The organism is Sphingorhabdus sp., assembly GCF_046596595.1.
In the GTDB taxonomy this organism is placed as follows: Bacteria; Pseudomonadota; Alphaproteobacteria; order Sphingomonadales; family Sphingomonadaceae; genus Sphingorhabdus_B.
The window spans coordinates 1-11,801 of record NZ_JBKJMB010000059.1 but is presented as its reverse complement, the minus strand read 5'-3'; the positions used below and the strand labels follow the sequence as shown (position 1 = coordinate 11,801).

At 51.4% G+C, this 11,801-nt stretch carries 11 protein-coding genes and 1 tRNA gene; 4 read left to right on the top strand and 8 right to left on the bottom strand.

The window, feature by feature from the left end; genetic code table 11:
- Nucleotides 1–2: 2 nt before the first annotated feature.
- From ACLL9E_RS05640 to ftsE, 4 genes are read right to left on the bottom strand one after another with little or no spacing between them, the layout of a single operon-like run.
- On the bottom strand, nt 3–692 hold the full coding sequence (locus ACLL9E_RS05640; RefSeq protein WP_411290762.1) for a lysophospholipid acyltransferase family protein: 690 nt from the start codon (nt 690–692) through the stop codon (nt 3–5).
- Nucleotides 693–695: 3 nt separating this feature from the next.
- On the bottom strand, nt 696–1,226 hold the full coding sequence (locus ACLL9E_RS05635) for a YdcF family protein (protein ID WP_411290761.1): 531 nt from the start codon (nt 1,224–1,226) through the stop codon (nt 696–698).
- The gene (locus tag ACLL9E_RS05630) at nt 1,223–2,113 is read right to left on the bottom strand and encodes a cell division protein FtsX (protein ID WP_411290760.1); all 891 of its coding nucleotides are present in this window, start codon (nt 2,111–2,113) and stop codon (nt 1,223–1,225) included. Before ACLL9E_RS05630 ends, ACLL9E_RS05635 begins: the two co-directional genes overlap by 4 nt.
- Nucleotides 2,114–2,118: 5 nt before the next feature.
- On the bottom strand, nt 2,119–2,832 hold the full coding sequence (ftsE, locus tag ACLL9E_RS05625; protein ID WP_411290786.1) for a cell division ATP-binding protein FtsE: 714 nt from the start codon (nt 2,830–2,832) through the stop codon (nt 2,119–2,121).
- 136 nt (nt 2,833–2,968) lie between these two features.
- Here ftsE and ACLL9E_RS05620 point away from each other — a divergent pair, with 136 nt between their 5' ends.
- Together ACLL9E_RS05620 and ACLL9E_RS05615 are read left to right on the top strand one after the other, a co-directional pair.
- Nucleotides 2,969–3,874, top strand: a complete 906-nt coding sequence (locus ACLL9E_RS05620) for an MJ0042-type zinc finger domain-containing protein (RefSeq protein ID WP_411290759.1) — start codon at nt 2,969–2,971, stop codon at nt 3,872–3,874.
- A gap of 202 nt (nt 3,875–4,076) precedes the next feature.
- Nucleotides 4,077–4,152: transfer RNA gene (locus ACLL9E_RS05615), tRNA-Thr, on the top strand.
- A gap of 701 nt (nt 4,153–4,853) precedes the next feature.
- Here ACLL9E_RS05615 and ACLL9E_RS05610 read toward each other — a convergent pair.
- Nucleotides 4,854–6,026 carry a sensor histidine kinase gene (locus ACLL9E_RS05610; RefSeq protein ID WP_411290758.1) on the bottom strand — a complete coding sequence of 391 codons (1,173 nt, stop codon included), beginning with the start codon at nt 6,024–6,026 and terminating at the stop codon, nt 4,854–4,856.
- On the bottom strand, nt 6,007–6,714 hold the full coding sequence (locus ACLL9E_RS05605) for a response regulator transcription factor (protein ID WP_411290757.1): 708 nt from the start codon (nt 6,712–6,714) through the stop codon (nt 6,007–6,009). The genes ACLL9E_RS05610 and ACLL9E_RS05605 overlap by 20 nt, the downstream gene beginning before the upstream one ends.
- A gap of 502 nt (nt 6,715–7,216) precedes the next feature.
- On the opposite strand from ACLL9E_RS05605, the gene ACLL9E_RS05600 reads away from it, so the two are divergent.
- Both ACLL9E_RS05600 and ACLL9E_RS05595 read left to right on the top strand, forming a co-directional pair.
- Nucleotides 7,217–8,569 carry a histidine kinase dimerization/phospho-acceptor domain-containing protein gene (locus tag ACLL9E_RS05600; RefSeq protein WP_411290756.1) on the top strand — a complete coding sequence of 451 codons (1,353 nt, stop codon included), beginning with the start codon at nt 7,217–7,219 and terminating at the stop codon, nt 8,567–8,569.
- 71 nt (nt 8,570–8,640) lie between these two features.
- Entirely contained in the window at nt 8,641–9,054 is a 414-nt protein-coding gene (locus tag ACLL9E_RS05595; protein WP_411290755.1) for a BLUF domain-containing protein, read from the top strand.
- Nucleotides 9,055–9,755: 701 nt separating this feature from the next.
- Here ACLL9E_RS05595 and ACLL9E_RS05590 read toward each other — a convergent pair.
- Together ACLL9E_RS05590 and ACLL9E_RS05585 are read right to left on the bottom strand one after the other, a co-directional pair.
- Nucleotides 9,756–11,234: a hypothetical protein gene (locus ACLL9E_RS05590; protein ID WP_411290754.1), complete on the bottom strand. Its 1,479-nt coding sequence runs from the start codon at nt 11,232–11,234 to the stop codon at nt 9,756–9,758.
- The gene (locus ACLL9E_RS05585; RefSeq protein ID WP_411290753.1) at nt 11,231–11,437 is read right to left on the bottom strand and encodes a helix-turn-helix domain-containing protein; all 207 of its coding nucleotides are present in this window, start codon (nt 11,435–11,437) and stop codon (nt 11,231–11,233) included. The genes ACLL9E_RS05590 and ACLL9E_RS05585 overlap by 4 nt, the downstream gene beginning before the upstream one ends.
- Nucleotides 11,438–11,801 lie beyond the last annotated feature (364 nt).

The following is an 11,801-nucleotide window of genomic DNA, read 5'->3' as shown; positions in this document are numbered from 1 at the left end:
CCTTAAACGTTCAGCGCATTGATAGCGGCGTGGACGCGCGCTTCGATCTCCGACCTTGGCAGGCCAATTGGAATCTCCTCGCCGACCTTGTAAGTGATCACCCCTGATTTCCAGATTCCTGTTTTGCGCGGGCTTAAAGTCCCGCTATTCACGGCTATAGGCACAACGGGCAAATTGATCAGTTTGTAAAGCCCTGCAAAGCCCGACTGCAATGGCGGCTTGTGTCCCGGCGCAACGCGGGTGCCCTCTGGAAAAATCACGATAGGCCGTCCTTCGGATATCATCTTTTTAGCAAGAACAAGCATCGCGCGCAAAGCAGCCGCGCCGCCGTTGCGGTCAACCGGGATCATTCCGTAAGCGCGCGCCGCAGCGCCCCAGAATGGAATGTCAAACAGCTCTTTCTTGGTCACGACCGCGGGCTTGTGAAACATCCGCGGCATGTCGATTGTCTCGAACATACTTTCATGTTTGACCGCGTAGAGCACAGGTTTTTCCGGCAAATGCCCTTCAATTTTAACGTGAATGCCCAATATCCTGCGGTAGCAGCTATATTGCCATTTTGACCATCCCCGCACCGCCCATTGCATCAGCGGGATGGAAAACCACTGGGCGACAAATGCCGTGACCACGAAAAACACCGATCCGGTGTAAAAAACGGCGATGTATATGGCAGATCGGATCATCGCGATCATGCGTCAGATCCCCAAAAGCGACGCGACCGCCCGCAACCAATATTTGTTATATTCTTTGAACAGGGCGCCGAGCGACGGTTGCGTGGATACCGCGTCGCTGGTGATAGCGATGCTGTTGGGCAAGGCCCGGTCAAGTTCGAAACGCGCGCGGCGCATATGCCAATCATGCGTAACAAGCCGCAGACTGGTTACTTTGTTCCGCTTTGCCCATGCCGCCGTCTCCAGCGCGTTCGAACGTGTGTCAACGGATTGAAACCCAAGCACGATGCAGCAACGGAAATATTTTGCCGATCCGGGATATTGTGCGGCAAGTTCGGGCGGCTTTACATCGCGGTCGACCCCGGAAATCAACATTTTTTTGGATTTACCCGATCGCAGGATTTCAAGTCCCCGATCAATCCTGTTCGCGCCGCCAGTGAGCACAACAACGACATCGGTGGGCGCAATTGGTGCAGGCTGCGGCAACAACAAAGCGAACCAGGCAAAGCCGAGCATCCAGATCAGCAATATGAAAGCAAGGAACCGTCTGATCATAACATTTTCTTCAGCGCAGAAGTCACCGTGAAACGCGCCATAAGCATGGCAAGCGCCGTTACCGCAAGCGGAATGCACGCAAGGACAGCCCAACCGTAAACTGGAAATGCCACCCCAGACAACAGACTTGGATCGGCGGCGGCAAAACGCTGGCCAAGCGCAACCATGATAAATGCCGCTGCACAAAAGCCTACAAACCCACCGAGCAACGCGTCTAGTGCCACCCGCCGTTGAAACAATCGAGCCGCTTGTACGTCAGTACCGCCCATCATATGCATGATCTCAATCGTCCCGCGGTGGGTGTTCAGCGTGCTGCGCACTGCAAGCACCACCACTGCAGATGTTGCCAGCAACAGCAGAATGAATACTGCGCCTGCCAACCACAACAGCATGTTCATCAAGGTATAAAATGGTTCCATCCAGCTGCTATGTGGATCCAACCGAACATCTGGCGCAACACGGCGAAGCGCTTCACGAAGGCCATCCAGCGTGGCTTTTGACGGTGCAACGGCAAAGCGGACGTCGACCAATGCGGGAACCGGAATGTCGGCGTCCATGATGCCCGCGCCCAAAACGGGTTCAAGCAATGTGCGCACGTCCGCATCTGAAATTGGTTCGACCGACATCACACCGGTAAAATTGCGCAAGTTGCGGGTGACTGCGGCCCGCTTGGCAGCGCGTTGGGCGGGCTCTGCCTCAATGATTTGAACCGTTACCTGGCGTGCGAGGTCCTGCCCGCCTTGCCGGGCAGCATCGGCGAGCGTGAGCCCGGCGGCAGCGACAAGTAAAGTCAGGAACAGCATGATGGCGATAACCCATGGCATGGGGCCGGATAACCGCCCCTCCGGGATCAGCTTGCGGTCGTGCGCTGGCAGGGCAAAGTCCATGAGCATCAGTTTTTGAGGACCAGCGGCCGGGGCGGGTGCCGAAGCGAGCCCGTTGGGTCAGACAGTCGGCCTTTATCGAGCCGCATCATTTGCGCGCCTTCGACCTCCTGAAGCAAGTGGATGTCGTGCGTGGCAACCACAACAGTAGTGCCAAGCTTGTTCATCGCGGCAAAAAGCTGAAGCAGGCGCAATGCCATTTCCGGGTCAACATTGCCTGTCGGTTCATCCGCGACCAGGATTTCAGGCCGCGCAATGACTGCGCGGGCAATGGCAACGCGCTGTTGTTCGCCGCCCGACAGCATTGCTGGCCGCGCATCAGCCCGTTCATACAGACCGATCCAGGCAAGCATTTCGTCGACTGGGCCTCTTAATTCGCGCTCCGGGATGCCTGCGATACGCAATGGCAATGCAATATTATCGTACGTAGACAAATGTGGGACGAGACGAAAATCCTGAAAAACCACGCCGATCCGGCGGCGAAAACCCGGGAGCCTGTTGCGTGGTAATGTTATCGCGTCATGCCCGAACATACGGATTGCTCCGCGGCTTGGCCGATGCGCCAGATATAATAATTTCAGGAGCGATGTTTTTCCCGCGCCCGATGCGCCAGTCATGAAATAAAAGCTTCCGGGGTACAGTGTAAAGCTGAGATCAGTCAGCGTTTCCGCGCCTGTCCCATATCGAAGCCCCACATTGTCGAATTCCACCACGCTTTGCATTAGCGGCACAAATGGCACAAACGGGGGACGGGGCAAAGGCTATTCGTTCACAAATGTGACGCCATATCGTCGCCGTCCACAGCATTTTTTGACAGCAGGGTTGCAAGTCGGGGGCTGCTGATGTTTATGCGCAGCGATGCTGCTCGTATGTCCATCCTGCCGCACACGCTATGTTGTCCCTGACAATGCCGTTGGTATTGACGGTCGCCAAGTACGCTGCGCCAATTGTAAACATAGCTGGTTTCAGGCTAGAAATATTCCGCCTATGGCACCTGCACCTTCGGCCGTTGCGCCTGCAGGGCAACCGTCAGACGACATTGCTGCCCAGCCAGCGCACGAGCCGCCAGAAACCCCGGTTTCTGTTTCGTCAGCACCGCCGGTCGAAACAGCAGCGGACGATGACGCGCCTGAAGCACTCGCTGCAACGCAAAGTGCGCCAAGATTTGTTGCGGGCGAAGCCACCACAGACGAGGCGCAGCCTGCTTTTCCACGTTTTGCGCCTGAACGCGCCGTTCCGCCCGAGCCAGCAGCGGTGTATGTAGAACCATCGCTTATGCCGATCCAAACGGACGATGACGCAGAGACGCAGAGCCGCTTTGCCTATGAGCCACCATTTAGCCAACGGCGCAATCCTGCAAAAATCTGGACATTGGTTGCGATTATATTTGCGCTGGTGGTTGCGGCAGCGGGTGCCGCCATTTCCTATTTTGGCATGCCAAATATTGGCCTGGCTAATGTCGGTGCCGAGCCTGATTTGACGATCGTTTTGAATGAAAATCTTGAACTGAACGAGCGCGAGGATGGAACGCCATATTTCATTGCAAGCGGTAGCATCGTGAACCCGACCGGCGTGAAGCAGTCTATACCGGAAATGCTGGTGACGCTGAAGGATGCGAGCGGCAGGCCGGTGTACAGCTGGAAAATGAAGGCGAAAGCAGGTTCAATCGGCCCCGGTGGAAAGATAGACTTCAGCGAAGCGCGGCTTGACGTGCCGCTTGCGGCAAAGCAGATCAGCGTTGGCTGGGTGCTTCCGGGCGGTTAGGCCCACGCTTTATTTCGCGAGCGCAGCCCAGGCATAAGCGATTTCGCTGATTGCGGAACGTACATCGTTGACAGGAGTAATGTCATTTGCCCGTGCAGCATCGTTTAGCGTGCGCACGGCCGAGCGGGATATTTGCCTTGAAGGCCACTTGAACTCGCAAACGCAACTGGCTATGCGACAATCCTCGGCCAAAGCGCCATATGCCGCCTTAGCTCAGTTGGTAGAGCATCGCATTCGTAATGCGGGGGTCGTAGGTTCGAATCCTATAGGCGGCACCATATATTTCAATGACTTGTATGCACTATACGTGCTGGCATCATTTGGTCCCCCACTACATCCCCACTTTGACTATGCTTAAACCCGTCCTCTTGATTGGCGTCCGGCAAAGGCGACTCGTCTTGCCTTCAATTTCGATAGGAGACGGGGGGGGTGAAATTGAACGCGTTTTATACGAATAACAATTAGCCTCTGACGCGACATAAAAAATTTCAAAAAATACTTATCTGGGTTCATTGGAAATTGCGTTGTCGGTTTTAGTCGGTGAGAACAGTGCAAATCGTCGTTAGAGCTGGAGCAAAAAGAAAGATGACAAGTCCGCTGCGCGATCTCCTTCCCCAATACTGAGCGGTATCCGAGGAAGCGACCGCGAAAAACTGGATCAATACAACGCCGGCCTTGAGGTGCCGCCGATTGATTACGCTATGACAGAAAAGTTTTCGTTAGCTGACAGGGCGCTTTTGGTGATTGTCTAACTTTAACTGCCCGTCCGCTGTCAGACGTCGTTCGACCACCCGTCTAGGTCCGATTATAGGTGGGTAGGCGACAGGCAACTTTCAGCAGCTTCATAGCGAAAGCTGCCGTTGTTAATCAGGTTGATCTGGACAGCATTACGCCCAGTTTCGGACAAATCGGCACTATTTTACTCCACCACATGGCTGACATTTGCTCGGATCAAAGCCAAGGCGTACTCAAAACATCGCTAATCAGCATCAATGTGCTCTCTCTGTTCGCTGATTTGGAATAACGGGAGGGTAAATCTAAAGTCGGTGAAGCCTGGTGCTGATGATTCCAGCCAGATTTCGCCACCTTGTGCTTCGATAATGGTGCGGCTTATTGAAAGGCCGATCCCCATTCCCGTTGCTTTGGTAGTTATAATTGCTGAAAAGATGCCATCGCGAACATCGTCCGCAATTCCCGTGCCGTTGTCACTGATGCTTATTTCAGCAAAATTGCCAACTCTTTGCGCATCGACAATGATTTCGGGATTAACTGCATTTTCCATCGCTTCTACCGCGTTTCGAACCAAATTGATGATAACCTGTTGCACCTGAGTGCGATCTATCCACACGCTGAGATCAGATGGATTGACAGTTTTGCGAACGATGACTGTTCTCGGTTTTGCTTCACTTAGACCGATTGAGCAACCATCGTCGATTAACTGAGCAAGCGAATTGTCTGCGCCTACAATGCCCCGCTGGGTAACTAGTTCTCGGAGCTTACGAATGATGTCGCCCGCGCGTAAAGTGTTCCGCTCTGCTCCCTCTAATGCGTCATGGATTTTATCAAAGTCATCTGATTGTGCTGACGCAAATATGTGACGGGATGCACGGATGTAATTGGCAGCCGCGGTCAGCGGCTGGTTAAGTTCATGCGCAAGCATAGAACCCATCGTCCCCATTGCATTTAGTCGTGAGGAATAGGCGAGCCGGTTTTCGGTTTTTCGAAGCAAGAGCTTGACCAGCCGGAGTTCAGTGAGGTCAATCATTGCGCCAATCATTCGGGTGGCTAAGCCTGCTTTATCGCGAATGATAAACGCGCGGTCATAAATATAGGCAGAATCACCGTCCGCTTTGCAAAATCGGTACTCGACCGAGACGCTCATTTCGTCGCTATGCACTGCGTCTGCAAACGCAGCTATAGTCGCTTCGCGATCGTCGGGATGGATGTGGCGTTCCCACCATGCCATTGATGGATCACTCTGCCAGTCCGGATGACCAAATTTTGCCGCTCTTGCGCTACGTTCCACTAAATTGGTCGTTAGGTCCCAATCCCAAATGGTGTCTTCGGTTGCCAGCCTTACGAGGTGCGAACGCTCTTCACAGTCAATGAGGCTTTCCAACTTAACACCGGACTCAGATACCGACATTATCATTGTCCTTAGCCAGTGAATTGAACTCCAGTCCTGCTTCATTTGCGAGGTGCACAACCTCGGCCAGGCTCTTCACGCGCAGTTTCGCTAATGCATTGCCTCGGTGCATCTCCACTGTACGAGGGCTCAGCGACAATGCGTGTGCGGCGACTTTATTGGGAGTACCATTAGTCAAAATTCTGATCACTTCGGTCTCTCTTGGGCTTAGCGATCCAAATCGCTGAAGCGCGTCCTTCCGAATGGAGTTTTGCCTCAAGAAGACTGATATTTTTTCGAAAGCAACTTGCATCGCAAAATTTAGCTGCTCAAATCCAAAAGGCTTCTCAAGAAATTCGACGGCTCCAAGTTTCATTGCCGCAACGGCGATCGGTATTTCACCATGGGCGGTCATCACAATGATCGGCCAACCTATTCCCCGCTCCAAAAGCAGAGTTATCAATTGTATTCCGTCGATTTGGGGCATGCGAACATCGAGCAAGATAGGTGCTGGCTCTAACGACTTAAGGTTGTCCAAAAAATCCGAGGCACAGGAGAAGGACCAGCTGGTGACCCCTACGGTTGATAACAAAGTATGTAAGGATCGCCGCATCTCAACATCATCGTCGATTACATAAACAGACGCATTCACTACAGCATACGGTGACGCTGCAAGTGCTGCATTATGGTTTTCAACCGAGTTTAATCCGGACACAACGCTCTCCCTTAGTGGGGAGCACAATCGGTCTCTCAGTCGCTATGCGAAATCGCATCGCGATAGGCAGAGGTATCGCACCTGCAACTGGAACATGCAAATTAAAACGAAGGCCATAATGGCACACACGGTCTGTGATCAAACAAGAATGGGTAAATCGACCTACGCAGGACCTGCGGAACGGCTGGTTGGGAGATCATGAAAGGAAGCATAGAAACGGCGGATCTTTAAAACCCGCCGTCCCATGGTGCGACCCGTGGGGGAAAGCACTAGCCGCATGTATCTGGTGGTGCCTACCTCGTAATATTGCGGTAACGTTTTCTAAAAGTGAGCGGATATTTTTGAGAGCCTTTACCAAAGTGATTTCGTCAACCGACGTTAACGACACCAGATCTGTCGGAATGACTGATTTACTCAATCCACAGCCGTCGTAAGGTTAATTATTCGTCAAACATATAGTAGTTTCCCCATCGTAATACCCCGAGATTGTTTTGAATGTCGGATGGAGCAAAGCATTGCACTCAAGAGCATACTGAATTTTCTGCTGCACTCACGCCCAGATCGTTCAGGCTACAACGAGGGAGAGATAGCTGTGCACCATATACGGATTAGCGATTCCGCTTCACATTTCTGTGTCGTTCCTCAAGATGCGCTTCACGCGCAGCGATATTACAGTAGGGCGCTCTTTGAAGCTAATTCTGACGCAATAGTTGTAACAGACATACAGGGTATCATTTCCGATGTGAACGAAGAGATGGTCCAACTCTCAGGCTGCACAAGATCCGAGCTCATTGGATCAAACTGGTTTGATCTCATCCCTAACACTGTTCGGGCTGGGATTGAGTATGCCCGGGCATTAACTGAAGGTCGGGCCTCGAATGTCGAGCTTGAAATAAAGAGCAGGTCCGGTGATGACACTTCAGTCATCTACAATGCAGCCCCAATCTTTGATCACCAGACCAATCCGGTCGGAGTATTCGCTACATTACGTAATGCCACGGATTTAAAGCGCATGAGGCATGATCTGGAATCAAAAAATGCCGAAGTCAGCTGTGCCAATCAAATGAAGGCAGATTTTCTTGCCAATATGTCGCATGAGTTGCGCACACCATTAACTGCCATCCTCGGCTTTTCGGAAGCATTATTATGCGGTATTCTGGGAAACATAGCCGAAGGACAGAAAGAATATATCCAGGATATCCATGACAGTGGTCAGCATCTCTTGGAGTTGATCACCGATATTCTCGATCTCGCGCAAATTGATGCAGGAATGATGTCGCTTCATATGGAAACTTCCGATCTAAAGCAGGTGTTGGCCCACAGTATCGCGCACTCGAAACGCCAGTTCGACGCGCCCCGGATCGAATTGGATATTGACGAGGGATGCGGACCGTCTGTTTTCCAATTGGATTTGCGGAAAATCCAGAAAATAGTTGAACACATGGTCTCGAACGCAGTGAAGTTCAGCGCGCCTGACGGCGATGTCCGCATCCACGCGTGCCGCGTTCCGCGCAGCGCTGTTGGCCAAATAGCGGGTGATAAGCCTCAGTTCGGGTTCACACTGCCGGCCAGCGATTATAGCGAATTTATTCAGCTTACCGTTCACGACAGTGGCATAGGTATCAACGCTCAAAACTTGCCAAAAGTGTTTCAGGTCTTCAGCCAAATCGATAGCGGCCTTGAACGCCGGTTTGAAGGTGTTGGCCTTGGAGCGTGTTTGGTACACAGGTTAGCTGAGTTGCATGAAGGGGCGACAGCCGTTGCCAGTCTTGAAGGCGAAGGTACTAGCTTTGCTGTCTGGCTTCCGGTTCGCGCCGCGGCAGCGAGTTTGACCTACCAACCCAGTGTGCATTAAACTAACGCGACGCTGAGCGCGTATCTGATAATTTCCATATCAGAGCGAGCTCAACAGTCTTAGGAGCAATAATGTATCGTTTATTATATGTCAGCGAAAGTCGCATTGAAGAGGCAGACGCGCAGTCAGTGGTGTCGCGCATTGTTGAACATGCACAAATCAACAACGCGTTATCCGGTCTGACCGGCGCGCTCATTTTCACAGGGCAACACTTCGCTCAAGTTTTAGAAGGCCCGCGAGAAGCGATACACACCGTCATGGCTTGTATCCAAACTGACAAACGACATAGTAATGTTGTGGTCGTGGACGAAACGCCGATTACGGGCCGGCTGCTCGCCGACTGGCAAATGGCATATTGTGGCCCTTCGCAGTTCGTGTCACGTCATGTGACTAGGTTACTGCATGCAACTTCTCAATCCGAGCGACAACGCGCAACCGATTGGCTGACGGAATTAGCACGGCAATTCACCGCAAAACCATTCTAAACGGGCACGAAGCCAAAAGTTCGCACGTCATTATTACTGGCTTAACACTGCAAGCCGCCCCAACACCATTGCTGATGCCGAGGCAAATTTGCTGGCTTTAAAAGGCAAGGCTGACGCTGCCAAAGCAGGTCCCCGTACCGGAAGAATTTCTTCATCGGTTGGCGCACCTCGCCCTTTGGCCCCCTTAGTGGACAAGTCAACTGACATGTCTGATTGTTAAAATTTAAGATCAACACCGTACGGTCCGCTTCAGCACAAAAGAGGAAGCTGAACGAATGGTGGCTTTAAACAGACACCAAAACCATACAAACGACCGTAATGTTGTCGGGTCCGGACAGTCCCCTTTTGGTTGAAGTTTGACAATTAGCAGGCCTTACGAGACGCGCCCAAGGCACATTGAGTGCGATCACTGATCGATCATATTGGGGTACGGTGAACTTGCTGTCAGGCCCTCCCCGGAGGCCCCTGAGGCGCAAAGTGGCAGATTTAGCTAACACCCTGCGCCTCATGCAAATAACGCTGATAACGGCTTAAATCGGGTCAAATCCCATAGTGCGAATGCGCCACTTTGTATGCTGGAAATGAAACGATTTACATCGTAATCAGCATCAAGTGTTATGAGTTCCTATTAATGGTGTCAGACATCCTCCCAAGGGTTTTTGTTTAGACCAATCCATTCCCAACCGTTCATTGAATATAATCTATTTAAGTAGTGGCCTTTGTCTAAATCGTTGGATGTACGCATCGTTCATCAACGCCTCTAAACGATCCCGTTGATTGACAGTGGTAATGAAGGAATCATGTACCGATAATACAGGCCAACCCTCAGCCGTTGCAGCTGAGACAATCGCCAAAGCAATCTCGGATTCTATTAGCATCAAATCTAATCCCACACCCGTACCGAAATCCCGAACAATCGGCTTATGGTTAGCTTCAATAAATCCAATTATTTGCCTAACCGTAAAGTCTGGCGGCATTGCAATATCGTCTGGCTTTAGAGCAAATTCTGGCCTCCCACGACAGTTTATCATTACATTCATTAGCCATTTTATGTATGGACGATAAGTATGAGGCGCTACTTCCGTCGATCGCTCATAGGCTGCAATTTCAGGCAGCGTGTACGGCTCGCCGTCACATCTTAGTCCGGCCCTATGATAGAGCATCCGAGGGTGACACTCAGCGTAGTCAATCTCTACGGTTGGCTGTGCGTTAATCGTAATGGCTCGGCGCAACTCTTCACCAATCGACATCCACCACCCACCGAACAATCTGCCGCCCTTTTCAAACCTCGGATTGTCGGCATCTCCATTGTTGAATACCCTGTAAATGTCCGTCTTGAATAGTTCCGGCAGTCGGTATGGCGCCCCAATTCTTTCAGGATCGTCGTTTCGTTCGGCCAACCATAGAGCGAGTTCATCGGGGGAAAGACCAAGCCCTATGTCTTGTTGTCGATAGAAGTCATTGATTGCCTCCAAAGTCGCCGTCCATTGCTGTCTCTGAGCCGTAGGCTCGTATGTTATAATTTCGCCTTTGCTCGCTTGAGTTAATCCACCCTTCATCCAGCTAAATTCCTGTCGCAGCTTTGGACCAAACAGTTGAATCAACCTGTCAGATGATATTCGTTGCTCGACCGAATGCCTTGTAACTCCAGTTTCTGTTGCAATGCGTTCCAACTCATTGGTTGCCGCGTAGGAAGATGCCGTAGAGCTTCTTTTTGAGTACCAGGGCATCTTTTTCCCGGTTACGGTTTGAACGAGGCCAGCGCCCGCCAATGCATCCACTACCTCCCCAAGCGACCCATGCCTCATCCATGAGGGCTTTTCTCTGTACGCTGCTACGTCCGCTCCGCGGAAATAAAGGACCGACCGTTGATCACGAAAGAAATAGGCCCTGACCGCATTAGCAAGCAACTTTCGAATTCGTAAAGTATGGTTGGATAAGTCCTCAGTTTTCCAAGCTCTTTTCCTTGGGTTTGCCTTTTCATAAACCTCAAGTATCTTAGCCGTGAAGGCGGCTCCTTCAGGTTCTTTCAAATCAATCTGTTCATCGAAAAACGTGCCGCTGCCAGCAGTGATTCCTACCGCTAAATTGTTATCGGCTCGCACTCCTCGTAGCTCGGAAACGACGGGCCTTAGTTTGGTCGGTGCCAAAGGCTGAGCGTCCGCATATTGGCCCATCACCCTTGTGCCTTTAGGGCGGCAACAAATGCGTCAACATCCTCCCGAAGATATCGGGCGCAAGATCCAATATAGCGGGGTTCAAGCTGAAGGGTGCAGGGTAGTCCGTTGCGGCGCTTGTGGCGCTGACCGCGAACCCACTCGGGTGACATTCTCAAAATCCGAGCAATGTCCTTATCAGTATAAAATTCTGGTAGTATAAGCATATCAAATTCCGATCACCGTCAATTGGTTAGACGGTAAACGGAGTCCAAATTACTCAGATGCCTACTATATCTTCGGCATCCTAACCCTTCAGGGCTAATTCGGTTGTCGCCTACACATGAAGCACCGTGCTTCAATCCTGTGTATACACTGAATACGAGAAATTTCAATAAAAATGTATTATGTAACCCATCGCCTATCTTAGCCACTAGACATAACTTGACTTGTTATCGAGCAATATTGGGCATTTTTAGTTAGTTTCAGTTTGATTGCCAAAGCCAACAAAAATGCACAAATCTGGCTGATTATGCGTTAGTCTTGCCCATATATAATTTTCACTAGGCCCTCTAGACCTAACTGATTGAG